General features: G+C 68.1%; 21 protein-coding genes. 7 read left to right on the top strand and 14 right to left on the bottom strand.

What is annotated here, in order from left to right:
* Position 1 precedes the first annotated feature (1 nt).
* Positions 2-1,159: a Gfo/Idh/MocA family protein gene (locus FHY04_RS11965; RefSeq protein WP_183936564.1), complete on the top strand. Its 1,158-nt coding sequence runs from the start codon at positions 2-4 to the stop codon at positions 1,157-1,159.
* Positions 1,156-3,393, top strand: a complete 2,238-nt coding sequence (locus FHY04_RS11960; RefSeq protein ID WP_183936563.1) for a GH92 family glycosyl hydrolase — start codon at positions 1,156-1,158, stop codon at positions 3,391-3,393. Before FHY04_RS11965 ends, FHY04_RS11960 begins: the two co-directional genes overlap by 4 nt.
* A 13-nt stretch (positions 3,394-3,406) precedes the next feature.
* Here the strand turns inward: FHY04_RS11960 and FHY04_RS11955 are convergent, their stop codons facing one another.
* A complete protein-coding gene (locus tag FHY04_RS11955; protein ID WP_183936562.1) occupies positions 3,407-4,558 on the bottom strand; it encodes a cellulase family glycosylhydrolase in 1,152 nt (383 codons plus the stop codon).
* A gap of 257 nt (positions 4,559-4,815) precedes the next feature.
* On the opposite strand from FHY04_RS11955, the gene FHY04_RS11950 reads away from it, so the two are divergent.
* Positions 4,816-5,715 carry a 2-dehydro-3-deoxygalactonokinase gene (locus tag FHY04_RS11950; protein ID WP_183936561.1) on the top strand — a complete coding sequence of 300 codons (900 nt, stop codon included), beginning with the start codon at positions 4,816-4,818 and terminating at the stop codon, positions 5,713-5,715.
* Positions 5,712-6,347, top strand: a complete 636-nt coding sequence (locus FHY04_RS11945) for a 2-dehydro-3-deoxy-6-phosphogalactonate aldolase (RefSeq protein WP_183936560.1) — start codon at positions 5,712-5,714, stop codon at positions 6,345-6,347. The genes FHY04_RS11950 and FHY04_RS11945 overlap by 4 nt, the downstream gene beginning before the upstream one ends.
* Positions 6,348-6,379: 32 nt before the next feature.
* On the opposite strand, the gene lldD is transcribed toward FHY04_RS11945, so the two are convergent.
* From lldD to fucP, 5 genes are read right to left on the bottom strand one after another with little or no spacing between them, the layout of a single operon-like run.
* Positions 6,380-7,513: an FMN-dependent L-lactate dehydrogenase LldD gene (gene lldD, locus FHY04_RS11940; RefSeq protein WP_183936559.1), complete on the bottom strand. Its 1,134-nt coding sequence runs from the start codon at positions 7,511-7,513 to the stop codon at positions 6,380-6,382.
* A 7-nt stretch (positions 7,514-7,520) separates the two neighbouring features.
* Entirely contained in the window at positions 7,521-8,810 is a 1,290-nt protein-coding gene (locus FHY04_RS11935) for an L-fuconate dehydratase (RefSeq protein ID WP_183936558.1), read from the bottom strand.
* Entirely contained in the window at positions 8,807-9,655 is an 849-nt protein-coding gene (locus tag FHY04_RS11930) for a fumarylacetoacetate hydrolase family protein (RefSeq protein ID WP_183936557.1), read from the bottom strand. The genes FHY04_RS11935 and FHY04_RS11930 overlap by 4 nt, the downstream gene beginning before the upstream one ends.
* Positions 9,656-9,698: 43 nt before the next feature.
* Positions 9,699-10,439 (bottom strand): SDR family oxidoreductase, encoded by a 741-nt coding sequence (locus FHY04_RS11925; RefSeq protein ID WP_183936556.1) that lies wholly within the window; start codon positions 10,437-10,439, stop codon positions 9,699-9,701.
* Entirely contained in the window at positions 10,436-11,770 is a 1,335-nt protein-coding gene (fucP, locus tag FHY04_RS11920; protein ID WP_183936555.1) for an L-fucose:H+ symporter permease, read from the bottom strand. The genes FHY04_RS11925 and fucP overlap by 4 nt, the downstream gene beginning before the upstream one ends.
* A gap of 118 nt (positions 11,771-11,888) precedes the next feature.
* On the opposite strand from fucP, the gene FHY04_RS11915 reads away from it, so the two are divergent.
* Together FHY04_RS11915 and FHY04_RS11910 are read left to right on the top strand one after the other, a co-directional pair.
* On the top strand, positions 11,889-12,743 hold the full coding sequence (locus tag FHY04_RS11915; RefSeq protein WP_183936554.1) for an amidohydrolase: 855 nt from the start codon (positions 11,889-11,891) through the stop codon (positions 12,741-12,743).
* Positions 12,740-13,516, top strand: a complete 777-nt coding sequence (locus FHY04_RS11910; RefSeq protein ID WP_183936553.1) for an SDR family oxidoreductase — start codon at positions 12,740-12,742, stop codon at positions 13,514-13,516. The genes FHY04_RS11915 and FHY04_RS11910 overlap by 4 nt, the downstream gene beginning before the upstream one ends.
* Before the next feature lie 4 nt (positions 13,517-13,520).
* On the opposite strand, the gene FHY04_RS11905 is transcribed toward FHY04_RS11910, so the two are convergent.
* Together FHY04_RS11905 and FHY04_RS11900 are read right to left on the bottom strand one after the other, a co-directional pair.
* A complete protein-coding gene (locus FHY04_RS11905) occupies positions 13,521-13,859 on the bottom strand; it encodes an L-rhamnose mutarotase (protein ID WP_031396389.1) in 339 nt (112 codons plus the stop codon).
* A 47-nt stretch (positions 13,860-13,906) separates the two neighbouring features.
* Positions 13,907-14,719: an IclR family transcriptional regulator gene (locus FHY04_RS11900; protein ID WP_183936552.1), complete on the bottom strand. Its 813-nt coding sequence runs from the start codon at positions 14,717-14,719 to the stop codon at positions 13,907-13,909.
* Positions 14,720-14,863: 144 nt separating this feature from the next.
* Here FHY04_RS11900 and FHY04_RS11895 point away from each other — a divergent pair, with 144 nt between their 5' ends.
* Positions 14,864-15,184 (top strand): hypothetical protein, encoded by a 321-nt coding sequence (locus FHY04_RS11895; RefSeq protein ID WP_031441677.1) that lies wholly within the window; start codon positions 14,864-14,866, stop codon positions 15,182-15,184.
* A 13-nt stretch (positions 15,185-15,197) separates the two neighbouring features.
* On the opposite strand, the gene FHY04_RS11890 is transcribed toward FHY04_RS11895, so the two are convergent.
* The 6 genes from FHY04_RS11890 to FHY04_RS11865 all read right to left on the bottom strand — a co-directional run bounded on the left by FHY04_RS11890 (position 15,198) and on the right by FHY04_RS11865 (position 25,580).
* Positions 15,198-16,466 carry a histidine-type phosphatase gene (locus FHY04_RS11890; protein ID WP_183936551.1) on the bottom strand — a complete coding sequence of 423 codons (1,269 nt, stop codon included), beginning with the start codon at positions 16,464-16,466 and terminating at the stop codon, positions 15,198-15,200.
* Positions 16,466-19,366, bottom strand: coding sequence for a TonB-dependent receptor (locus FHY04_RS11885; RefSeq protein WP_311724648.1), 2,901 nt, complete (start codon positions 19,364-19,366; stop codon positions 16,466-16,468). The genes FHY04_RS11890 and FHY04_RS11885 overlap by 1 nt, the downstream gene beginning before the upstream one ends.
* Positions 19,367-19,455: 89 nt before the next feature.
* Positions 19,456-20,382, bottom strand: a complete 927-nt coding sequence (locus FHY04_RS11880) for a FecR domain-containing protein (protein WP_260171475.1) — start codon at positions 20,380-20,382, stop codon at positions 19,456-19,458.
* A 7-nt stretch (positions 20,383-20,389) separates the two neighbouring features.
* Positions 20,390-20,875, bottom strand: a complete 486-nt coding sequence (locus FHY04_RS11875) for an RNA polymerase sigma factor (RefSeq protein ID WP_260171474.1) — start codon at positions 20,873-20,875, stop codon at positions 20,390-20,392.
* 105 nt (positions 20,876-20,980) lie between these two features.
* The gene (locus tag FHY04_RS11870) at positions 20,981-22,393 is read right to left on the bottom strand and encodes an efflux transporter outer membrane subunit (RefSeq protein ID WP_183936548.1); all 1,413 of its coding nucleotides are present in this window, start codon (positions 22,391-22,393) and stop codon (positions 20,981-20,983) included.
* A gap of 10 nt (positions 22,394-22,403) precedes the next feature.
* Complete coding sequence (locus FHY04_RS11865) at positions 22,404-25,580, bottom strand: efflux RND transporter permease subunit (protein ID WP_183936547.1); 3,177 nt, start codon at positions 25,578-25,580, stop codon at positions 22,404-22,406.
* Positions 25,581-25,583: the final 3 nt, after the last annotated feature.

Raw genomic sequence — 25,583 nt, 5'->3', positions numbered from 1 at the left:
TGTGAGCGACACCAACCGCCGGGGACTTCTCGGGCTCGGACTGACCGCAGGACTGGCCGCGGGCTTCGCCGCCGACGCGTTCGCGCAATCCGCCACGCGCGGCGACGCGCCGACCGAGGGCGCGGTGGCCAAGCCCGCGCCCGAGGCCAAATACCGCGTGCCGTTCGCGGTGATCGGGATGGACCACAACCATATCTATGGCATCACCGACGCGGTGATCCGCGGCGGCGGCGTCCTGACCGCCTTCTACGCGACCGATCCCAAGCAGATCGCGATGTTCCGCAAGCGCTATGGCGACATCAAGCTGGCGCGGTCCGAGCAGGAGATCCTCGACGACCGCGCGATCAAGCTGGTGTGCAGCGCGGCGGTTCCGGTGCTGCGCGCGCCGCTGGGCATCCGCGTGATGCGCGCGGGCAAGGATTATCTGAGCGACAAGGCCGCGGTCGTGACGCTGAAGCAGCTCGCCGACGTCCGCCGCGCGATCCGCGAGACGGGGCGCAAGTTCGCGATCATGTATTCCGAGCGGCTGGAGGTGCCCGCCGCGGTGATGGCGGGGCAGCTCGTCCATGACGGCGCGATCGGGCGCGTGATCCAGACGATCAACCTCGCGCCGCACCGCCTGTCCGCACCGAGCCGTCCCGACTGGTTCTGGGACCCGGCGCGCAACGGCGGCATCCTGACCGATGTCGGCAGCCACCAGGCGGACCAGTTCGTCTATCTGACGGGCAGCAAGCGCGCGCAGGTGCTCGCGTCGCAGACGGGCAATTTCGGCAATCCCGCGCATCCCAAGTTCGAGGATTTCGGCGACATGATGCTGAGCGGCGATGGCGGTGCGGGCTATGTCCGCGTCGACTGGTTCACGCCCGACGGCCTGTCGACCTGGGGCGACGGCCGCCTCTTCATCCTCGGCACCGAGGGCTATATCGAGCTCCGCAAATATGTGGACATCGCGGGACGTCCGGGCGGCAACCACCTGCTGATCGCGGACAAGAAGGGGACGCGCTATCTCGATTGTTCGAAGGTGCCGCTGCCGTTCGGACCGCAGTTCGTGACCGACCTGGTCGAACGCACGTCGGTGGCGCAGGATCAGGAGGGCGCGCTGCTCGCGGCCGAACTCGTGCTGACCGCGGAGGCGCGTGCGACTCCGGCGAAGCGATGACGGCGCGCCGCGGCGCGGCGGCCTGCACAGTGCTGCGCGCGTTCGGAATCGGCGTGGCGCTTGCGGCGGCCGCACCGGCCGCACCGGGGCCGGGTCGCGATCCGCTACCGCTCAGCGACTATGTCGATCCCCTGATCGGTACCGGGGACGACGACGAGGGCGACACGATCCCGGGGCCGACGCTACCCGCGGGGTCGATCCACCCCAGCCCGAACACGATCACGGCGACGACCAGCAATGCGGGCTATGACCGCGCCGCCCCGCTGAGCGGGTTTGCGCAACTGCATACGCAGGGGTCGGGCGGGGTGCCGAGCTATGGCACGTTCCTCGTCTCGCCGCAGACGGGGCCGCTCGCGACGACCGAGGCGGAGCATCTCTCGCCCAAGCGCGACGAACGCGCGCGGGCGGACGGCTACCGCGTGACGCTCGCGCGCTATGACACCGATGTCGAGATCGCGCCCGCGCATCACGCCGCACTCTACCGCTTCACCTTTCCCAGCAGCGGCGACGCGCATCTGCTGTTCGACGTGACGCGCAAGATCATGGGTGAGCTCGGCACCGCGGGATCCGAGGTGACGCTGTTTCCCGAGCAGGGCAAGATCGTCGGTCGCGTCCGCACCCGGCATTACTGGTCGCCCGCAGAGGTCGATATCTGGTTCGTCGCCAGGGTCGACGCGAAGCCGACCGCCTGGGGAGTCGAACGCGCCAACGTCCGCACCCCCGGCGCGACGCGCGCGAGCGCGCCCGCCGACCAGCCGCTACGCGCCTGGTGGACGTTCGGCAGCGCGGGTCGCGAGCCCGTCACGATGAAGATCGCGGTCTCCTTCGCCAGCGCGGCGCGCGCCGAAGAGCTGCTCGCACAGGATCTGCCCGGCTGGGACATGGCCGCGGTTCGCAGCGCGGCGGGCAAGGCGTGGAACGATGCGCTGGGGCGGATCACGATCGACGGGGTCGGCGCGGCGGACCGGCGGCGCTTCTACACCGCGCTTTACCACAGCGTCATCCAGCCGCGCGACCGGACGCAGGACCAGGCGGACAGCGAGCGCGCGTCGCCGCTTTACGACGATCACTATACGCTGTGGGACACGTACCACACGGTCTATCCGCTGATGTCGCTGATCCGGCCCAGCGTCTATGCGGGCGTGATCGGATCGTTCGTGCGGACGTGGGAACGCTATGGCGCGGCAGATACCGCGTTTATCGCCGGGCGCAATTTCCATGTCGGCCAGGCGGGCGACGAGGTCGACAATGTGATCGGCGAGGGGTTCCTGCGCGGTGTTCCCGGCGTCGACTGGCAGAAGGCGGCGAACGTCGTCCTGTTCAACGCGTTCGAGCGGCGCCGGCCGCGCTATCTGGTCGACGGCTATTTCGCGGTCGACGATCGCAGCCCCGAGGGGACGCCGCAGCGGTCGCGCTCGGGATCGGCGACGATGGGCATGGCGCTCAACGATTATTACGCGGCGAAGGTCGCGGCAGGCACGGCACACCCCGCCGAGGCCGCGCTGCTCGAGACGCGCGCGCGGAACTGGCGCAACGTCTGGGATCCGCGCGCGGCGAGCGACGGCTATACCGGGTTCGTGGGGCCACGCTTCGCCGACGGACGTTTCCAGCCGAACGATCCCAAGCGCGGCTGGGACGGCAAGACGCACGACAATTTCGGCTTCTACGAGGGGACGGGCTGGATCTACTCCTATGCTGCGGTCCACGACGTTCCGGGCATGGTCGCGATCATGGGCGGGCGCGCGGCGTTCACGCGGCGGTTGCAGCATGCGTTCGACGCGGGGCTGATCGACTTCACCAACGAGCCGTCCTTCTCGACGCCCTGGCTGTTCAGCGAGGTCGGGCGCCCCGATCTGACGAGCAAATATGCCGATATCGTCTTCCGGCGGTTTACCGCGGACGCCTATCCCGGCGACGAAGACAGCGGCGCGATGAGTTCGCATTACGTGTTCAACCGCCTCGGGCTGTTCCCGAAACTCGGCAGCGACCTCTATTACCTCCACGCGCCGCACCAGCCGCGGAGCCGGATCATGCTCGAGAGCGGGCGGACCTTCACGATCGTCGCGCGCGGGCAGGGGGCGGGGGCGCGCTACATCCGCGCGGCGCGGCTTAACGGGCAACCGCTCGACACGCCGTTCGTGTCGCAGGCCACGATCCTGCAGGGCGGGACGCTCGAGCTCGAGCTGGGTCGCACGCCGAACGACTGGGGTCGCGCGGCGTCGTCGCTGCCCTGAGACTCGATCGGCGTCAGCGCCAATGTGCGCCGGGTTCGCCGGGAACCACGGTCTTTGGTGCCGCGCTCAGCCTGCGGATCAGGTCGGTCTCCGCCTTGCGATACGGCGTGCCGTCGGCGCGGAAGACCTCGTGGAACCAGATCGTCGGCTCCTCCATCACATAGGGCTTCTTCCAGCTGTCCCAGGGCAGCCGCGTCTGCGTCTTTCCATCGACGAACCCCCAGTTCATCATCGCGACATTGTAGCGCTTGGCGATCGGCAGCGAGCCGTCGAACGTCGATCCATTGCCGCGCGCCATATATTCGGTGCACAGGATCGGCCGGTCATACGGCAGCAACTGGCGCACGCGCGCCTCGAACGTCTCGGGCCAGCTGTAATCATGGAAGCTGATGACGTCGGACTGGCCGAGCTGGAGCGTCTCCATCGGCGACAGCTTGCCGCCGGTCGGGGTCCAGTCGTCATGCTGCCACACGCCCGACGTCAGCGGCTGTGACGGGTCGGTGTCACGTGCCCAGTCGAACGCCTGCGCCAGAAGCGCGCGGACGAGCGGTTCCTTGCCCTTCTGGCCCTTATACTGGTCGGCGCCATTGTCGGGTTCGTTCCAGACGTCCCAGCCAAGGATGCGGTCGTCTTTCGCGAACGCCCCGACAATTCCCTGCACATAGGCCTTGTACGCGGGGTAGCGGCTCCGGTCGCGCAATCCCGGCAGGCCCGGACCCTGCACCCAGCCCGAATTGTGGACGCCGGGAATAGGCGGATGCTGGGGCCCGAGCTTCGGATCGGGATCCCAGCAGCTGTCGAACAGCACGAACAGCGGGCGGATGCCGTGCGCGTGCGCGATCGTCAGGAACGCGTCGATACGGCGCTTGAAGCCTTCGCTATCCTGAACCCAGAGCTGGTCGTGAAGGAACACGCGCATCGTGTTCATCCCGATCCCTTGGGCGAGGCCTAGCTCGTGATCGATCCGCTTGGGATCCCAGGTCGCCGCCTGCCACATTTCGAGCTGGTTGATCGCGGAGGCGGGGGTGTAGTTCGCGCCCACCAGCCAGGGCTGCCTCGCGTACCAGGCCTTGGCCTGCGCCTCGGTCCAGCGCGGGCGGGCATCGGCGGTGCCAACACTCAGCATAGTCGTCGCCGCGAGCGCGGCCAGCAATAGCTTGCCCATGTCTTCCTCCCCTGTCGGTCATTCTCGTTGCAGATCAGGTACGTCTGGCCGAATTAACGAAGGCCGGGCCGGTCCAACGCGGAAACGGCGAGGCAATTGCTTCTTCGTCGCACATAATTATAGGATTAGTAATAGGCGTCGCGCGGGTCAGCGTCGGCCGCGAACGGGAGCCCGGTTCTGGAAAAGCGTTTGATCTCACTCGATCGGGTGACCGCAGCAGGTTCGGTATTCGCCCTCAGCCACGTCAGTCGCGGTCGATGAGCTATACCGTCGCTGGCGACTGGGGAACGAGCAACCTGCGGCTCTACCGGATCGAGGACGGTGCGGTCGTCGATCGCGCCACGGGGCCCGGTATCGGGGACCTTGGCGACCAGACACCCGAGCAGGTGCTGCGCGCCGCGCTCGCACGCTGGCGCGCGACATCGGAGCCGCGCGCGATCCATCTCTGCGGCATGGTGGGGTCGCGCAACGGCTGGATCGAGATTCCCTATGTCGACTGTCCTGCCGATCCGGCGACCTGGGCGGCGGGATCGGCGCGTGCGACGGTCGACCGGATCCCCGTCACGATCGGCGCGGGGCTTGCCTGCACGCGCGGCTCTGGCGCACCCGATGTGATGCGCGGCGAGGAGACGCAGATCTTCGGTGCGATGGCGCTCGTTCCCGGTCTTGCATCCGGACGTCATCTGATCGCGCTGCCCGGTACGCACAGCAAATGGGCGACCGTCGAGGACGGTCGGGTGACCGGGTTCCAGACCTTCGTGACGGGCGAGCTGTTCGCGCTGCTGCGGCGGCATTCGACGTTGACGCGTGCGGCGGCGGATGATGGCGCGCCCGAGAATGACGCCGTCGGTTTCGACGCGGGCCTCGACCGCATCTCGGAGGGCGGTCATCTGCTCGGCGCGCTGTTCGAGACGCGGGCAGCGCAACTGCGCACAGGGGCCAGCGGCCGCTGGGCGCTGGGGTTCCTGTCGGGGCTGGTCATCGGCGCCGAGATCGCCGAGATCCTGCCCGCGGCCACCGGCACCATCACGCTGATCGGTGATCCGGCGCTCGCCGACCGCTACAACCGGGCGCTCGCGGCGCGCGGCCTTGGCGCTACCGTTCATACCGGCGAAGCCTGTGCGCTTGCCGGTCTTGCCTTGCTGGAGACACCATGACCGTCGATGATCTGCTCGCATCGGGTACCGCGCCCATCGTCGCCATCCTGCGCGGTGTGGCACCCGACGAGGTGCTGGCGATCGGCGAGGCGCTGGTCGAGGCCGGCATCCGCCTGATCGAGGTGCCGTTCAACTCGCCAGACCCGGCGACGAGCATCCGCATGCTGCAGCAGGCGTTCGGCGATCGGGCGGCGATCGGCGGGGGGACGGTGCTCGACATCGCTTCGGTCGAGGCGCTGGCTGCGACCGGCGGCACGATCATGGTGACGCCCAACACAAACCCCGCCGTCATCGCCCGCGGCGTCGAACTCGGGCTCGAGCCCATGCCCGGGTTCGTCACGCCGAGCGAGGCGTTCCAGGCGATCGCCGCGGGTGCACGACGCCTGAAGCTGTTTCCCGCGGTCGCGTTCGGACCCGCTTATCTCAAGTCAGTGCGCGAGATCCTGCCGAAGACCGTCCGCGTCTGGGCAGTCGGCGGCACGGGCGCGGACAATCTCGCCGATTGGCTGGCGGCGGGTGCCGAGGGGATCGGCGTCGGTGGCGCGCTCTACAAGCCCGGCGACAGCGCCGCCACCGTCGGCACGCGCGCCCGCGCGCTCGTCGCAGCGTGGCAGGCGGCGCAGTCCGTGTAACGCGGGGCTGGCAGGCGCGGTCGTTCGCTGTCTTAGGCCAGGATGGTCCGATCGATATCGGCGATCCGGCGGACGCCGGTCAGTGCCATTGCGACGCGCATCTCGCGTTCGATCAGCGTCAAGAGCAGGTCGACCCCGGCCTCGCCCCGAGCGGCCAGTGCATAAACCCAGGCGCGGCCGAGCAGAACGCCCTCCGCACCCAGTGCCAGCATCCGCACGACGTCTAGCCCCGACCGTACGCCGGAGTCTGCCAGCACCGTGACCTGGCCGCGGACCGCGTCCGCGATTGCCGGCAGTGCGCGTGCGGTCGACAGCACGCCGTCGAGCTGCCGGCCGCCATGGTTGGAGACGATGATGCCGTCCGCGCCGATCTTCACCGCCTCGCGCGCATCCTCGACGTCGAGGATCCCCTTGATGATCAGCGGCCCATCCCAGGCCGAGCGGATCCATTCGAGATCGGCCCAGCCGATCGACGGATCGAAGTTCGCGCCGAGCCAGCCCATATAGTCGTTGAGCCCGCTGTTGCTGCCGAGCACGGGTTCGAGATTGCCGAGCTTGTGCGGCCGCCCGCGCAGCCCGACGTCCCAAGCCCAGCCGGGCCGGCCCATCGCTTGCAGGACGCGCTTCAGGGGTGCACCCGCGCCCGACATGCCGGAATGCGCGTCGCGGTACCGTGCGCCGGGGACCGGCATGTCGACGGTGAAGACGAGCGCTTCCGCGCCGATCTGTTTCGCCGTGGCGATCAGGTCGCGCATGAACACCCGGTCACGGATCACGTAGAGCTGGAACCACAACGCACCCGTGCCGCTCGCCTGCTTTACCTCCGACAAGGGACAGATCGAAACCGTCGACAGGCAGAAGGGAACGCCCGCGGTGGTCGCCGCGCGCGCAGCCTGAGTTTCACCGCGCCGATGATACATGCCGCTTATCCCGACAGGTCCCAGCGCGACCGGAAGCGCCATCGTCCGCCCGAACAGCGACGTGGTCAGATCGATGTCGGCGACGTCGCGCAGCACGCGCTGGCGCAGCGCAATGTCGGCAAGATCGTCGACATTGCGCCGCAGCGTCTGCTCCGCATAGGCACCGCCGTCCGCATAATCGAACAGGAAGCGCGGCAACCGCCGTCGGGCGGCCTCGCGGAAGTCGTGCGTCGAGGCGATGATCATGACGCGATCAGTATCGCACTTCCGCCGACACAGCATAACGTTCGAGCGATGCGGGCTTCATCTCGATCGAATAGCCCGGCCGCGTCGGCGGCATATAGGCGGCATCGCGGATGACGCAGGGATCGACGAAATGTTCATGGAGATGATCGACATATTCGATCACGCGACCCTCGCGCGTCCCCGAAAAGCAAAGATAGTCGATCATCGACAGGTGCTGGACATATTCGCACAGTCCCACGCCGCCGGCATGCGGACAGACCGGCAGATCGTGCTTGGCCGCCATCAGCAGGACCGCGAGCACCTCGTTGACGCCGCCGAGACGGCATGCGTCGATCTGAACGACGTCGATCGCGCCCGCGTCCATGAACTGTTTGAACAGTACGCGGTTCTGGCACATCTCACCGGTCGCGACCTTGACCGAACCGATCCCGCGGCGGATCTTGGCATGGCCCAGCACGTCGTCGGGGCTGGTCGGCTCCTCGATGAACCACGGATTTGCGAAGGCGAGCGCGTTGACCCATTCGATCGCCTGATCGACCTCCCAGATCTGGTTGGCGTCGATCATCAGCTTGGCATCGGGACCGATCGCCTCGCGCGCGATCCGCAGCCGGCGGATATCGTCGTCGAGATCGCGCCCGACCTTCAGCTTGATATGATCGAACCCGGCATCGACCGCCTCGCGTGCCAGCCGGTAGAGCTTCTCGTCCGAATAGCCGAGCCAGCCCGCGGACGTCGTGTAGCAGGGAAAGCCCTCGGCCTTGAGCGTCGCGACGCGCTCCGCCTTGCCCTCGGCGCGCTTGGTCAGCAGTGCGAGCGCCTCGTCGGGCGTGATGCAGTCGGTGATGTAGCGGAAGTCGATCGTGCGGACGAGTTCCTCGGGCGTCATGTCCGCGACCAGCTGCCAGACCGGCTTGCCGACGCTCTTCGCCCACAGATCCCACACCGCGTTGACGACGGCACCGGTCGCCAGGTGGATCGCGCCCTTGTCGGGGCCGATCCAGCGCAGCTGGCTGTCGCTGGTGACGTGGCGCCAGAACCGCCCGGCATCCGCCGCGATCCAGTCGAGGTCGAGCCCGATCACTCGCTCGCGCAGTGCGCCGATCGCGGCGACGCAGATCTCGTTGCCGCGCCCGATCGTGAAGGTGAGGCCGTGCCCTTCGAGCCCGGCCGTGTCCGTTTCCAGCACGACATAGGCGGCGGAGTAATCGGGGTCGGGATTCATCGCGTCCGAGCCGTCGAGCGAAAGGCTGGTCGGGAAGCGGACGTCGCGAATGCGCAGCCCGGTGATCGTCGTCATGCGCGCGATTCCACGACGCGCTGGGTCTGCTCGCCAAGGCCTTCGATGCCGAGGCGCATGACATTGCCCACCGCCAGATATTTGGGCGGCTTCTGGCCGAGGCCGACGCCGGGGGGCGTGCCGGTCGAGATCACGTCGCCCGACTGGAGGCTCATGAAACGGCTGAGATAGGACACGATCTCGGCCACGCCGAACACCATCGTCGTGGTCGTGCCGTCCTGATACTTGTGACCATCGACCTCGAGCCACAGCCGCAGCGCCTGCGGATCGGGCACCTCGTCGGCCGTGACCAGCCACGGGCCGATCGGCCCGAACGTGTCGCAGCCCTTGCCCTTGTCCCAGGTGCCGCCGCGCTCGAGCTGGTATTCGCGCTCGCTGACGTCGTTGATGACGCAATAGCCGGCGACATGCGCCATCGCATCGGCTTCGTCGATATAGCGCCCGGGCTTGCCGATTACGACGCCGAGTTCGACTTCCCAGTCGAGCTTGGTCGAGCCGCGGGGCATTTCGACCGCATCGTCGGGGCCGCAGATCGCGCTCGTCCATTTGTTGAAGATGACCGGCTCCTTGGGCACGTCCATCCCGCTTTCGGCGGCGTGATCGCTGTAATTGAGGCCGATGCAGATGAACTTGCCGACCGCGCCGACGCAGGCGCCGTAGCGCGGCGTGCCGTCGACCAGCGGCAGCGTCGCCGGGTCGATCGCGGCCAGCGTCGCGATCCCCTCGGGCGTCAGCGCATCGCCGGCAATGTCGCTCACGACCCCCGACAGATCGCGGATCGCACCATCGGCATCGAGCATGCCGGGCTTTTCATGGCCGATCGGGCCGTAGCGTAACAGTTTCATGGAGCGAACGTCCTCTGGTTCTAGGTCGTGGGGAAGGGGGTGGTTAGTTGACCCAGCCGCCGTCGATGACATGGGTCGTGCCGGTGGTGAATGCACTCTCGTCGGACGCAAGGTACAGCGCGAGGGCTGCGATCTCCTCGGGGCGGCCGAGGCGGCCGACGGGCTGGCGCGCGACGAACGCAGCGGTCGCCTCTTCGAGCGGAATACCGGCCGCGGTCGCCTGCTCGGCGACGCGCTGGCGCAGCGACGGGGAGTCGATCGTGCCCGGGCAGATCGCGTTGCAGCGGACGCCGCGCAGGACATAATCCGCCGCGATCGCCTTGGTCAGGCCGATCACCGCGGCCTTGGTCGTGCCATAGGCGAAGCGATTGGGAATGCCCTTCACGCTCGATGCGATCGAGGCGAGATTGACGATCGATCCGCTGCCCTGTGCGAGCATGCCCGGCAGGAAGGTGCGGCACAGCCGGTACATCGACGTGACGTTCAAGGTCATCGAAAAGGCGAAGGCGTCCTCGTCGCAGGCCAGGATATCGCCCGCATGGACATAGCCTGCGCCGTTGACGAGGATGTCGATGTCGCCGATCTGCGCCGGCAGCGCCGCGACCGCCGCTGCATCGGTGACGTCGAGCATGATGGGCGTGACGCCCGGGACGGTCGCGAGCAGCTCGCCGTTCACGTCGGCGGCGTAGACCGTCGCACCCTGTGCGACGAACGCCTCCGCGATCGATCGGCCGATGCCCTGCGCCGCAGCGGTCACCAGCGCGCGTTTACCGTTCAGTCTCAATGGATCGTCCTCATGGTAGGGGAAAGGGGGGCGTCGGTTGCGCCGCGCGCGAACAGTGCGACGACCGCGAAACAGACCAGCGGCAACGCCATCGCGACGTGCAGGCCACCCGCTGCGCCCGCGATCAGGCCCATCACCGGCGGCACCAGCGCGCCACCGATGATCGCCATGATGATCAGCGAGGAGCCGATCGTCGCGCGCGGTCCGAGATCGCGGACGCCGAGCGCGAAGATCGTCGGGAACATGATCGACATGAAGAAGCTGGTCAGCCCGAGCGCACCGACCGCGATCCAGCCGCCCGACAGCATCGCGACCGCGCAGAGCGCGATGTTGGCGACCGCGCACGCGAACAGCAACCGGGTCGCCGGCAGCCTGTGCATCAGCGCGGCGCCGATGAACCGCCCCGCCATGAACAGCACGAGGCTGAGCGACAGGAGATAGGCGGCCGACCGCTCGGGCGTGGCGGGCAGACTGTCCTTCACGAAATCGACGAAGAAGCTCCAGATGCCAACCTGTGCGCCGACATAGAAGAACTGTGCGACCACCGCGCGCCACAGCCCCGGCGCGCGCAGGACCGTGAACAGCCCGTCATGCGCGGTGTCGTCGGTCTTCGTGTCGAGGGCGGGAAGGCGGACCAGCGCGATGGCGACGCCGACCAGCACGACGATGATCGCCAGCAGCAGATAGGGCACCTGCACCATGCGCGCCTCGGCAACGCGATACGCGACCAGCTGTGCCTGCGGCATCGTCGTCAGCGTCGCCGCGTCATGCTCGACGCCTGAGAAGATGAACAGACCGCCGATCGTCGGGGCGAGCACTGCGCCGAAGCCGTTGAACGCCTGGGCGAGGTTCAGACGCTGCGAGGCGCGCGCCGGGTCGCCGAACGCGACGATATAGGGGTTGGCGGCAGTTTCCAGGAAGGCAGCACCCGAAGCCAGCACGAACAGCGCGCCGAGAAAGGCCGCATATTCGCGGACTTCGGCAGCGGGCCAGAACAGCAGCGCGCCGATCGCGTAGAGCGCCAGCCCGGTCAATATGCCTGCGCGATACCCGAAGCGGCGCATGACCAGACCTGCAGGCAGCGCCATCACGAAATAGCCGACATAGAAGACGAACTGGATCAGGCCGGCCTGCGCGCGATTGAGGTCGAGCGCCTTCTGGAACTGGCGAATCAGGATGTCGTTGAAGTTGTTGGCAAGCGCCCAAAGGAAGAACAGGCTGGTGACGAGGATGAAGCCCGTCCGAAATCCCGGCCGGATGAAACGCCCGGTGCTCGTCGCGGTGTCAGCTATGTCGGCCATCTGGCTCGAGCCCTTCGCAGCGTGTGCCATGACATCCTCTCTTCGTCGCCTCTGGTGCGATTGCCGCCATGATAGGCCTTAAGAGAGGTTTGCATATATAAAAAATCATGTCACAGGTGAGCAACAAGCGAAGGGATGCAAAAGCCCGATGGTGAAGAGGATCGATGCGCACCAGCATTTCTGGCGTTATCGCGCGGCAGAGTATGACTGGATCCAGCCCGGCAGTCCGCTCGCGCGTGACCGGCTCCCGGTCGACGTCCGGCCCGCGCTGGAGGCCGCCGCGTTCGACGGCTGCATCGCGGTGCAGGCCTGCCACAGCGCGGCGGAGACCGACTGGCTGCTCGCGCTTGCCGAGGCAAACTCGTGGATCATGGGTGTCGTCGGATGGGTCGACCTGACCGCGCCCGACGTCGCGGCCCAGCTCGACCGTCACGCATCGCGGTCGCTTGTGGGTATACGGCATATCGCGCAGGACGAACTCGATCCGCGCTATCTGCTGCGCGAGGATGTCCTGCATGGTGTGCGGACGATCCTGGCGCGCGATCTCGCCTATGACATACTCGTTCGCGGGCCGGCACAGCTCGCCTGCGTTCCCGACCTGCTCGCAGCGACCGGGGCGGGGGCGCTGGTGCTCGATCATGGCGGCAAGCCAGACATCGCGGGTGGCGAATGGGGCGCATGGGCCCGGACGATCGCAGCCATCGCCGCCTTTCCAGGCGTCACCTGCAAGCTGTCGGGGCTGGTGACCGAGGCCGATCACGCCGCCTGGTCGCAGACCGACATCGCGCGGTATCTCGACCATCTGCTCGCCTGCTTCGGACCGGACCGGCTGATCTTCGGATCCGACTGGCCGGTGTGCCTGCTTGCCGCTGAGCATGCGGCTGTGGTCGACCTGATTGAAACCTTCGTCGCGCGCGCCTGCCCTGGGTATCGCGATGCGATCTTTGGCGGCACGGCGACGCGCGTCTACCGCTTATCACCTATCGAGGATGGACTATCATGAAGCTCGGGCTCGACGGTAAACTGGTGATCGTCACCGGCGGTGGCGCCGGGATCGGCGGCGCGATCTCGACGCTGCTCGCGGAGGAGGGCGCGATCCCCGCGATCCTCGGGCGTAGCGCGCTCGACCCTGCGTTCGAGGCGAATATCCGTGCGCTTCAGCCCGCAACGATATTCATGCGTACCGAGATGACCGACGACGCCGCCTGCGCCTCGGCAGTCGCGCAGATCGTCGCGGCGGGGCACGGCATCCACGGCCTGGTCAACAATGCGGGCGCCAATGACGGGATCGGGCTTGAGGCGGGAACAGCGGCCTTCCTCGCCTCGCTGGTCGCCAATGTCGGCCATTATTACGGCATGGCGCATCATTGCCTGCCGCACCTAAAGGCCAGCCGCGGCGCGATCGTCAACATCTCGTCGAAGACCGCGCTGACCGGGCAGGGCCAGACCAGCGGCTATGTCGCCGCCAAGGCCGCCCAGCTCGGCCTGACGCGCGAATGGGCGGCGGCGCTGGTCGGCGACGGCGTCCGCGTCAACGCGGTGCTTCCCGCCGAGGTGATGACGCCGCTCTATCGCGCGTGGATCGACACGTTCGACGATCCGCAGGCCAAGCTCGACGAGATCGCGGGCAACATCCCGCTTGGCCGGCGGCTGACGACCGATCGCGAGATTGCCGATACCGTGGTGTTCCTGCTGTCGGCGCGGTCGTCGCACACGACCGGGCAGTGGATCATCCCCGATGGCGGCTACACGCATCTCGACCGTACGCTGACCTGACCGGTCAGCCCTGCTCGTCGAGCGCGAAGATGCGTTCGGCGGGCAGCCATTTCTCGCCCGGCTGCGCGCTCGGCAACGGACGCTGGAGGCGCGACATCGCGGCTTCCCACGCGACCACGGCGGGATCGGACGCGTCGGCCGCGGCCTTTGCCTCGGGGTCGAAGTCGGGACCGGTCCGCATCATCATCACCAGCCGGTCATCGCGCTGATAGATGTCCATCGCCTCGATCCCCGCCGCCCGGATCGAGGCGAGCACGGCCGGCGGTACCGCACGATGGCGATCGCGATACGCCGCGATCAGCGCGGCATCGTCGTGAAGGTCGAGCAGAAGGCAATGCCACATGATATCGTGTTCCAGTTCGAAAGGGGTAGGCGGCGCGCTTGCAGCGATCAGCCGTCGGATTCCGCGTCCGGCGCGCCATGGTCGACGACCCGCTGATACAGCCCGTCACGCACTTCGGGGGACAGCTGCTCGGCGATCGTCGCGGCGGCGTGGCGCAGCACCGCCTGCGATGCGTCCAGCGTCACGCGCGCGCCCGGGCCATCGACGAACGGCACGGTCAACGCCGCCCGCGCGGACCCCATCACCAGAATCGGCACCGACATGTCGGTGATCGCATTCAGGACCGGACTTGGGGTGGTGTGCAGACCCTTCGCCGCGATCGCGTCCAGCTCCGCCGCCAGCGCGGCCCTGTCGAAATCCGCACCGGCCAGACGCACGTCGTCGAGCATGGCCTGGCGCACATCCGCTGACTGGAACGCCAGCAGGACGCGTCCCGACGCCGAGCGATGCAGCGGCCGGCGATAGCCAACCCGGATGGCAAAGCCCGACAGGCTGGGGGCCTCGACGCCGACGATCACGACCATCTCGGCACCCGACGCCACCGCCATGTGACAGCTCTGCCCGGTCCGCCGCGCGACCTCGCTCATCACCGGGAGCGCGATGCCGACAAGGTTGCGGACCGGCGGCTGGCTCATGCCGAGCGCGAACAGCCGGTTGGTCAGCCGATAGCCGTCATCGCCCCGCGCGATATAGCGGTGTTCCTCGAGCACCTGCAGCATGCGGAAGATCTCGCTGACCGACCGGCCGAGCGCGGTCGAGATATCCGACATGTTGAGCGGCGCGGTGGCGGCGGCCAGCAGCTCGAGGATCTCAAGCCCCTTTTTGAGCGCGGGCGCCTGATAGCGCGATTTCGTCGTCATGGCTCCCCCGGTGCGCTTTTTGCGGCTTCTACGATCACCCAAGCCAAGAACATAGCGGCTCCGTCGCAGGCTGGTAATTCAGGACCGGCCATGGCGTGCGATCGGACGCATGGCATGCCGTGACAGACCTGCTAAGGCGGCGGCATGTCGAAAAATCTCAGCACTTCCGGTACCATCGATGTCGATGGCACCACCTATGACTGGCGCCTCGAGAGCGAGCCGCAATGGTCGGACGACGATGGGTGGAAGGGGATGGTCCTTTCGCTGCTCGAAAAGGACTGCCAGCGTGAGGCGATGCTCGAATTTCCCGCCCCCAAGCGCCTGCTGAAGGGGTTGCCGCGCGGGCGGCTCCAGATCGACGATCCGACCATTTCGCGCGGTATCCGGGCGGCGTTGGGCGCAGGCTGGGAGCCGATGTCGCGCGGCAAGCCCGTGGTGTTCGTCGTCGACGCCGAGGGCAATTAAGCGCGCCCCCGCGCTACTCCTTCGGTGGGGGCGACACCTGATCGAGGACGTAGCGCGTGAAGCGGGGGAGCGGGCAGGGGTCGCCGCAGCCGGGGACCGGGATCGCGACCGTCTCTGGCGGATTCAGCGCCGACAGCGGGATGCGGTAGCGCATCTGGTCTAGCCCCTGCGCGATATAGCGGACCCGCACGACGCGCTCTCCGGTCGCGGCACGACGCCACAGTTCGAACACGAGCCCGCCACCGGGGGCCGCTTCGCCTGCAGCATAATCGCGAAGTTTCCAGTCGAGACCGAGCAGCCCGGCGAGCATCGTCACCGTGCCGTCATGGCCGCTGACGACGACGATCTTCTCCGCGTCGCCGATCGGGTCGGCCAGCGCGGTCGCGCCAGCGCCGCGCTGGAGCGTCGCGAGCAGCCGCATCGCCAGATAGCTGCTGGTCTGGCGGCCGACTTCCGGGGTGCGCGTGCGCAGGTCGATGCCGGCGCCGTGGACGGCGAGCGCCTTGCCGATCGTCGCCGCGTCGATCCCGCTCCAACCGGGGAAGGCGAGCCCGTCCGCATAGGCCATGACGAGGCTCTCGGCGATCCCGGCAACCTGCAGGCTCGGCGAGGTGAGGTCAGGCTTGCCCGTCACGTCGATCCGCATCGCGATCGGGGTATCGCCCAGCCGGCGCTGGACCCGGGTGCGCTCGGTCGTCGAGCACGGGATACGGCGGCATTGCAGCATCAGCGCCTCGAACCGATCGCGGCCGGGGGTCTGACGCGCGTCCCACGCCGCTAGATCGCCGTCGACGCGTGCGGAGATTGCCGCGAGCATCCGCGGGGTGTCGAGCGGCGCGAGCGGGGTCTGCGGCGCCTCGAACAGCGGATCGGGGGCCGCCGCCGACTGGTGGATCGGCGCAGCGCACCCCGGTGTCAGGCCGGCGGCGAGTGCGGTTGCGGTCGCCTCGGTGCGCTGCGTGTGGTTCGCCCAGTAATAGACCGCGCAGTCGCTCGCGCCGAGGAGGCCCAGCTGCCGGTAGTGCGCCGCGTACCAGCCGCCGAGCATCGTCACGAGGGTGGCACCGTTGGCGGTCAGATGCCCCGCCGGCACCGCGAAGCGCGGCCAGGCGCGGCGGCTGTAGCGCCCGAGCTCCTCCGGGCTCGACATCGCGCTGCGGACGCCGTGGCGCATGACGATGACGACGCGTTCGAGTTTGTCCTCTCGCGTCGGCGGCGTTTGAGCCGGCGCGAGGGACGAGGCGACCAGCGCAACGCCGGCCGCGAGCGAAGCGATCCGCATCAGAACTTCGCCCTGACGCCGGCCATGAACGTCCGCCCGTAATCGGTATAGCCCGCAAACTGATTGTCGCGGACATATTGCCACTGGACGCCGCCGGCCATGTTGATCCCCTGCACGACGAAGGTCACGTTCGGCGTCACCTTGTACGACATATCGAAATCGAGGCTGCCGAACGCGCTGTCGTTGTTGGCGGCGAGCCCCGCGCCGCCGACGTCGCGCAGCACGCTGCCGCGCCAACTGTAGCTCACCCGCGCACCGACGCGCTCCTTTTCGTAGAACGCGGTCAGGTTGAAGCTGTCTTTGGCGACGTCGACCAGCGCATCGCGGAAAATGCCGCCGGTCGCCAGCGCATAGGTGCCGCCGGTCTTGGTGTGCGTATAGTTGGCCTGCGCGCCAAGCCCGTCGAACGGCGCTGGCAGCATCTTGAACAGCTGCTGATACGCGATCTCGACGCCGGCGACATAGGCGTCGCCGCCGTTCTTGGGCGCGGTCAGGCGATAGGTCTGGCCGTCGAGGACGAAGTCGCGCGTCTGCTGGAAGACGAAGGTCGTGATGTCCTTGTAGAACACGCCGCCGACCAGCGCGCTGCCCGGCGCGAAATACCATTCGACCGTGCCGTCATATTGCCATGCCTCGAACGGTTTCAGTTCGGGATTCCCGCCGACCGCGGTGAGGACGGTCGGGCTCGAGTTGATCGTCAGCCGCGGCGCCAGATCGGCGAGCGACGGCCGGGTGATAACCTTCGACGCAGCAAAGCGCATCTGCAGATCGGGCGAGACCTCCGCGACCAGATTGAGCGAGGGGAGGATGTTGTCATAGGTCTTGTCGTAGCTGACGGGCAGCGCGACCTTGCCGTCATCGGCATAGCCCGACGAGGTCTGGCGCGTCCGGGCATAGCGCACGCCGATATCGCCGCGCACTGCGATGCCGGCTATGGGGAAGGCGAAGTCGGCCATGCCATAGCCCGCGACGATCTCCTCGCCGATCGCATAGCTGTTTCGCAGATCGCCGCGCGCAAGCGGTGCGGCGAGCAGCGCCTCCTTGCCGGTGGCGGCGGCGAGGAACTTGGCCGGATCGGGCATTGCCCAGCTGGTCGGCAGGGTGCCGTTCGCGCCCTTCAGGAAATCATCGACCGGGAACGGGACGAAATAGCTCGCGTCGAAATATTTGCCGGCGATGCCGCTGGTGAAATTGATGTCGCGGCGATCATAGGCGCGCGTTCTTTTCTGATATTTCACCCCCGCGCGCAGTGCGCTGACCACGCCGGTCAGGTCGCGCGTCACGTCGAGCTTTGCGGCGCGTTCGCGGTCCTTCGAATCGTTGACGCGGTATTCGATCCGCCGTCCGGGCAGCAGCGCCGGGTTCGACAGGTCGGCGTTTAACAGCGTCACGTTGGGCAGCCGATCGCCCGCCTTGCCGAAATCGAACGTCGTCGCGCCGACCGTGCCGAGCAGGCGCGTGCGGTAGATCGGCTCGGGCGTGTTCGAATAGGCCTGGCCAATGCTGCCGTCCGCGGCAATCGTCCAGCCGCCCGCCTGCCAGCGCGCGTTGGTGCCGACCAGCCAATTCTTGTACTGGAGCACCGACGTCTCGCGACCGATCTGCGTGGTCGAGGCGGTCGTCGTCGCACCGGTCAGCACGCCGTTCTCGATTACCGCGCTGCCGGGCACGATCCCGCGCGGCAGGTTGGCGCCATCCGCCGCCGAATAGGTCAGCTCGTCATAGGCGACGTTCAGCCGGCTCCAGAGGCCGTCGACGTTCAGCTCGAACCGGTCGTCGGGCTTCCACTGCACCGCGCCGTTGATGCCGATCCGGTCGCGGTTCTCGCGCTCCAGCGTCGGGCGGATCGCGGTCGGGATCAGGATCGTGGCGCTGTCGAGCGAGCCGTTGCCGTCGGTGTCGATCTTGCCGTCCGCCCAGCCGACGCCGGTGATCCGGTCCTGCCGCGTGGTGCGCTCGTCATAGACGCCCGCGATCAGCGCGCCGAACTTACCGTCCGGGCTCGCCCAGCTCGCCATGCCCGACAGTCGCGGATCGACCGCGTCGGCGAGGCGCGGCGAACTGGCCGTGGCGGATAGCGACAGCACCGGCTTCTTCAGGTCGAGCGGGCGGAAGGTGCGCAGGTTGATCGTGCCGCCGATGCCGCCTTCGTCGAGGCTCGCGCGCGGGCTCTTGATCACCTCGACCGCGGACATGAGTTCGGAGGGGAGCGTGTCGAACCGGAACTGGCGCCCGCTCTGGCCGCTGTCGCGAACATTCTCGTTCACCGCGACCGAGCGATCGTTGAGCGTCACCACCTGGAAATTGGCGCCGAGCCCGCGGATGCGGACGAACACGCCCTCGCCGCGATCGCGGACGATCGAGACGCCGGGCACGCGCTGGAGCGCTTCGGCGATGTTCTGCGCGGGAAACTTGCCGATATCCTCGGCCTTGACGACGTCGATGACGTTGGTCGCCTTGCGCTTCTGCGCCAGCGCACCGGTCAAACTGCTCGCATAGCCCGTCACGACGATCTCGCGGGTCTCGTCGGACGGCGCGGTCGCGGCGGTCTGCGGCGCTGCGGTCTCGACCGTCGCGGCAACGATCAGCGCGCCATTGGGCTGCTGGTGGACCATCAGCCCGGTGCCGGCGATCAGCCGCTCGACCGCGGCGTGCGGTGCCATCGTGCCGTCGATCGCGGGTGCGGTCCGACCGGCAACCGCAGCGGGCGTGAACAGGATGTCGATGCCGCTCTGGCGGGCGAGCGCTTCGAGCGATCGGCCGAGCGACTGGGCACCCAGATGCACGCGTACCATTTTGGCCTGCGCGATCGCCGCGGCGGGTGCAAAGGCGGTCGACAGCGCGGCGCAGGCTGCGCCCATCACGAACGAACGGCGCAGGCGCCGGCGATTGGTCGTCACGGTGTTCATCCCCCCAAGGAAGGCGGCGATACTGCCGCACCTCCTCGACGGGCGAGCCGCGATCTACCCCACCCCGCTGACGCGAATTTTTATCCGCCGAGCAGGACGGCACTGTCCATCGTTCGCAACCGCAAACCGAGCAGCGTCGCGAGCGCACGCCCCAGCGCGACATTGTCGCCCATCCGGTACATGCCGCTGACCTGCAGCCCAGCGACCGCCGGGTCGGCGATCACCAGCCGCGTCGTGCTGTACCGGTTCGCCTCCTCGGCAACCGTCGCGAGCGTATCGTCGTGGAACGCGGCACGACCGCTGGTCCAGGCCCGTGTCGCCGCAAGGTCGGGACGATCGATCACATCGTTCCGCAGCCGCGACCCGTTGGTCAGGAGGTGCGCAGCGCCAGTCGACGTCGTCGCGGCGATCGTCGCCCGCCCTTCGATCGCGGTAAAGGCCGCCCCGTCGCGCGCGTCGCATCGCAGGTCGAAGCGGCCCGCGCCGGCGGTCATCGCCCGGTCGGCCGCGGTGATCGTGAACGGGGTCGCGGATGGCGCCACCGTTAGGTCGATGCGACCTTGCGTCAGCCAGAGCCGCCGCCGCCGCTCGGTCGCGACCACATGAAGCCGGGTGACCGCGTCGAGCAGCAGGGCCGAGCCGTCGGGCAGCACGATCCGTCGCTGCTCGCCGATCCCCGTCCGATACGGCGTCGCGGCATAGGCTGCCTGGAACACACCTGTCCCCGCGACGGCCGTGACCGCGAGTGCCGCGACCCCGCCCAGCGCGCGGCGGCGCGTCACCACCGGCGCGCGCGACGGTGCGGTTCCAGGCACCATGTCCCAAAGGTCGGTCGCGCGCTCGAACCGTTCGGCCTGCTCGGGGTTCGCGGTCAGCCACTGCCGGAAGACGATCGCGTCCTGCGCGCTGACGTCGTCCGCGTTGAGCCGCGCGATCCATTCCGCCGCGGTGCGTTCGGGCGCCGCCTTGTCCGAAAACATCCGGTCTAGGGATTTGCGGCCATGCATTGCGTGCTCACCAATCCTCCGTCCAATCGACCAGGAAGGTCATCGCCTTGGCCATGTGCTTTTCGACCGCACTCTGGCTTATTCCCAGACGCGCAGCAATCTCGCGATATTTATACCCGTCGAGCCGCTGCATCAGGAAGATCTCGCGAGTCCGCGGGCTGAGATGATCGAGGCCCTCGCGCACCCGGTCAAGCCGCGCCCTCGCGATCAGCACTTCGTCCTGGATCGGCGAACAGTCGCGCAGCCATTCGATCGCTCCCGCGTCTTCGCTCGCGCCGCGAACCGCCTCGCGCCGGAATGCATCGCGGCCGCGATTGACCGCCGCATGGACGAGGAACGCCTCGTCGTTGCGCGGCGCCGCGGGCAGGGTCGCCAGGCTGACATAGGCGTCGTGGAGCAGATCCTCGCCATCCGCCCGCCGCGTCAACCGCTCGACCTGCGCGCGTAGACGTGACCAGCCCGCCCAGAGGCGACCCGCCCCCGTATCGGCCATGCTGAGCTCGGACGTCCCCATCGGCCCAGGCGGTATGCGCCCGCCGGTACAGTTTGATGACGTGCCGGCGACGGATCAGTGACACGCGACGATGCCGCGCCGGTGTCAGCCCGCGGGGCGGTGCGGCGCCTGCCACCCCCCGCCGAGCGCACGGAACAGGTCGACCTGCGCCCCCGCGATGCGGGCGTCGGCCGCGGCGAGCTCGGTATCGGTATCCGCCAGCGTCCGCTCGGCATCGAGGACGTCGAGAAAGTCGATCTGGCCTTCCCGCTGGCGCGCACGGGTGATGCGCGCGGCGGTGGCGGCGTTGTCGTGCGCGGATTGCAGTTGCGTGCGGCGATCGAGTTCGCGCGCATAGTTGGACAGCGCGGTCTCGGTTTCCTCGAGCGCGGTCAGCACGCTGCCGTCGAAGCTGGCGAGCGCGCCGCGCGTATCGGCCTCGGCGCCGGCGATGCGCGCGCGCGCCGCCGACTGGTTGACCGTCCAGTTGAGCAGCGGGCCCAGCAGCCAGCGGACCGGCCCGCCGGTGAAGACGTCGCCGACGCTGAGCGCGGTCGAGCCGATCGACCCGCCGAGCGCAATCTGCGGATAGAGCTGCGACGTCTGCACCCCGATCCGCGCGGTGGCGGCGGCGAGGCGGCGTTCGGCGGCGTGCACGTCGGGGCGGCGCGCGAGCAACATCGCGCCGTCGCCGATCGGGATCGGCCGGTCGAGACGCGGCGTGGTCGTGCGCGCGCCGGCGCTGGCGGGCAGGTCCTGCGGCGTGCGACCCGTGAGCGTGGCGAGGCGGAAGAGCGCCGCCTGACGTTCGGCTTCGATCTGCGGGATGTTCGCGGCGCGCTGGTCGCGCAGGGCAGCGATCCGGACCTGATCGAGACGCGCGGCGCGACCCGCGTCGACCCGCTTGCCCGTCAGCGTGTTCGATTTCTCGAGCAGGTCGACGATCCGCCGGGCGACCGCGAGGCGTTCGGCGGACGAGGCGGCGTCTACATAGGCGCGCGTGGTGGCGGCGACGATCGAGACCCGCACCGCATCGGCATCGGCCTGCGCCGCGCCGACGTCGCCGCGCGCGGCCTCGACGTTGCGGCGGACGCGGCCGGCCAGATCGACCTCGTAGCTGACGTCGAGCCCGACATCGTAGGTGGCGCGCTCGCGGTCGAAGCCGGGCAGGTTCTGAAGCTGCGAGGTGCGGGAGTAATTGCCGCTTCCGCTGGCGTTCACCTGCGGCTCGCGGTCGGTCTTGGCGCCGCGCAGCGAGGCGCGGGCGCTGTCGAGCCGCGCTACCGCAACGCGCAGGTCGGTATTCGCCGCGAGCGCGTCGGCGACGAGGCCGTCGAGGGCCGGGTCGCGGTACATCCGCCACCAGTCGTTATCGGGCGCGGTCGTGATCGTAGCGGCGTTCGCGGTGACGAACGATGCGGCGGCCTTGGGTGGGGTGATCGGCGCGACATAGTCGGGGCCGGCGGCGCACGCGGCGAGCGTCAGCGCCGAGAGGCTCGCGAGAAGCAGGGACTTCATGAGGCTGGTCCTATTCGGCTGGCTGAAGGGTCGCGGCGGGGGCAGCGCGACGGCGTTCGAACCGCATCGCCAGCGCCCGTGCGACGACATAGAAAGTTGGCGTGAAGAGCAGCCCGAACCCGGTCACGCCGATCATCCCGAAGAACACCGCGGTGCCGAGCGCCTGGCGCAGTTCGGCGCCGGCCCCGTCGGCGATCACCAGCGGCACCGCGCCGAGGATGAACGCGAAGCTCGTCATCAGGATCGGCCGCAACCGGTCCTTCGCCGCGCGTACCGCCGCCTCGACCGGCGACAGCCCGTCCTGCTCCTCGGCCTGCTTGGCGAACTCGACCACGAGGATCGCGTTCTTCGCGGCCAAGGCGATGAGCACGACCAGCCCGATCTGCGTGAGGACGTTGTTGTCCATCCCCCGCAAATTCACCCCGGTCATCGCCGCGAGCAGGCACATCGGCACGATCAGGATGATCGCAAGCGGCAGCGTCAGGCTCTCATATTGTGCGGCGAGCACGAGGAAGACGAACAGCACGGCCATCCCGAAGACCAAGGCGGCGGTACTGCCGGCCGCCTTTTGCTGGTAGGCGATGCCGGTCCATTCATGCGCATAGCCCGCGGGCAGCGACGCATCGGCAAGCTTCTCCATCGCCACCAGCGACTGGCCCGAGGAATAGCCCTTGGCGGTGTCGCCATCGACCTCGACCGCGGGGAAGAGGTTGTAGCGGACGACGCGGTACGGGCCGGTCTTGTCGCGGAACGTCGAGACCGAGCCGACCGGGACCATCTGGCCCGAATTGGAGCGCGTCTTGAGGTTGGCGATGTCCGCGGTGGTGTTGCGGAACGGTGCGTCGGCCTGCGCCGTGACGCGGAAGGTGCGGCCGAGCAGGTTGAAGTCGTTGACGAACGCCGAGCCGAGATAGACCTGCAACGCCTCGAACACGCGCTCCGGGGGGACGCCGAGGAGGTTGGCCTTGGCGCGGTCGACATCGGCGAAGATGCGCGGGGTGGCGGTGTCGAAGAAGGTGTAGACCTGCGCCAGGCCCTTGGTCTGGTTCGCCTTGCCGATCAGGTCGTAACTCGTCTTGCCGAGGTCGCCATAGCCGTGGCCGCCCTGGTCCTGCACCATCAGGCGATAGCCGCCGGCCGAGCCGATGCCCTGGATCAAGGGCGGCGGGACGATCAACAGCCGCGCTTCGGTGATGTCGCCGGTCGCCTTCTGCGATTCGGCCATGATGCTGGCGAGCGTGACGCCGAGTTTCTTGCGCTCGGCAAAGCTCTTGAGCGGGATATAGGCGGCAGCCGAGTTGGGGGCGAGAGTCTGCGACGGGCCGTCAAAGCCCGCGAGCATGACCGCGCCCTTGACGCCGGCGAGCGGCAGGATGCGTTTGGCGACCTTCTGCATCACCGCGTCGGTACGCTCCACCGACGAGCCGGGCGGCAGCTGGATGACGGTCAGGAAATAGCCCTGGTCCTGCGCGGGTACGAAGCCCGACGGGGTGACCATGAACACGCCGACCGTGACCGCGATCAGCGCGGCATAGGCGATCATCATCCGCTTCGGCGCGGCGACGAGGCGTGCGGTGAGGCGGCCATAGCTTTCGCTCATCCGCTCGAACCCGCGGTTGAACGCATCGCCGGCGCGGCGCAGCGTGCGCGTCACGCGGTTGCCCGAGCCCGCAGGGGCGGTGGGCTTGAGCAACATCGCGGCGAGCGCTGGCGACAGCGTCAGCGAGATGAGCAGCGAGATGATCGTCGCGGTCGAGATCGTGACCGCGAACTGCCGGTAGAATGCGCCCGAGAGTCCGGTGAGGAACACCGTCGGGATGAACACTGCGCACAGCACGAGCACGATCGCGACGAGCGCACCCGACACCTCGTCCATTGACGTGCGCGCGGCCTCCAGCGGCGAAAGCCCGTGTTCGAGGTTGCGCTCGACATTCTCGACCACGACGATCGCGTCGTCGACGACGATCCCGATCGCGAGGACGAGGCCGAACAGCGAGAGGTTGTTGAGGCTGTAGCCGAATGCGGCGAGCACCGCGAAGGTGCCGATCAGCGAGACCGGGATCGCCACGATCGGGATGATCGCCGCGCGCCATTTCTGCAGGAAGACGAGGATAACCAGAATGACGAGGATCATCGCCTCGAACAACGTGTGCTTCACCGCGTCGATCGACTGCGCGATGAACTCGGTCGGGTTGTAGATGACCTTGTATTCCAGGCCCTTGGGAAAGCGCTTCGACATGCTCTCCATCTCGGCGGTGACGGCCTGCGCCGCGCCGAGCGCGTTCGAGCCGGGACGCTGGAAGACCGCGGCGATGACGGTGGGCTTGCCGCTGAGATAGGTGTTGGCGCCGTAATCCTGCGCACCAAGCTCGACGCGGGCGACGTCCGAGACGCGGACCTGGCGGCCCTGCGCATCGGTGCGGATGACGACGTCCGCGAACTGCTTGGGATCGGTCAGGCGCCCTTGCGTCTCGACGTTGAGCTGAAACGCGCTGTTGCCCTTGTCGTACGGCGGCTGGCCGAGCGTGCCGGCGGCGACCTGGACGTTCTGTGCGCGCAGCGCTGCGACGATCTCGCCCGCGGTGAGGTCCAGCGCGGCGGCACGGCCGGGGTCGATCCAGACGCGCATCGAATAATCGCGCGCGCCGAACAGCTGCACGTCGCCGACGCCGTCGATCCGGCTGAGGCGATCGCGGACCTGGGTCAGCGCATAGTTGGAGATGTAGCCGCGATCGAGCGAGTTGTCGGGCGAAACGAGGTTCACGACCATCAGGAAGTCGGGTGACGTCTTGCGCGTCACCACGCCTAGGCGCTGGACGTCCTCGGGCAGGCGCGGCACCGCGACCGCGACTCGGTTCTGGACGAGCACCTGTGCGGCATCGAGGTCGGTGCCGATCTTGAAGGTGACGGTGATCGTCACCTTGCCGTCGCCGGTCGACTGCGACGACTGGTAGAGCATGTTGTCGACGCCGTTGATCTCCTGCTCGATCGGCGCGGCGACGGTTTCGGCGACCGTCTCGGCCGACGCGCCCGGATAGGTCGCGCTGACGGTGACGGTGGGGGGGACGATGTCGGGATATTGCGACACCGGCAGCGACATATAGGCGATCGCACCGACGATCGTGATGATCACCGCGATCACGCCCGCAAAGATCGGCCGGGTGATGAAGAAGCGCGAGAAGCGCATGAG

The sequence above is a fragment of the Sphingomonas sp. BK481 genome (assembly GCF_014194875.1).
GTDB classification, from domain to species: Bacteria; Pseudomonadota; Alphaproteobacteria; order Sphingomonadales; family Sphingomonadaceae; genus Sphingomonas; species Sphingomonas aerolata.
The sequence above is the reverse complement of the archived record's forward strand: the minus strand, read 5'-3'. Positions and strand labels throughout refer to the sequence as shown.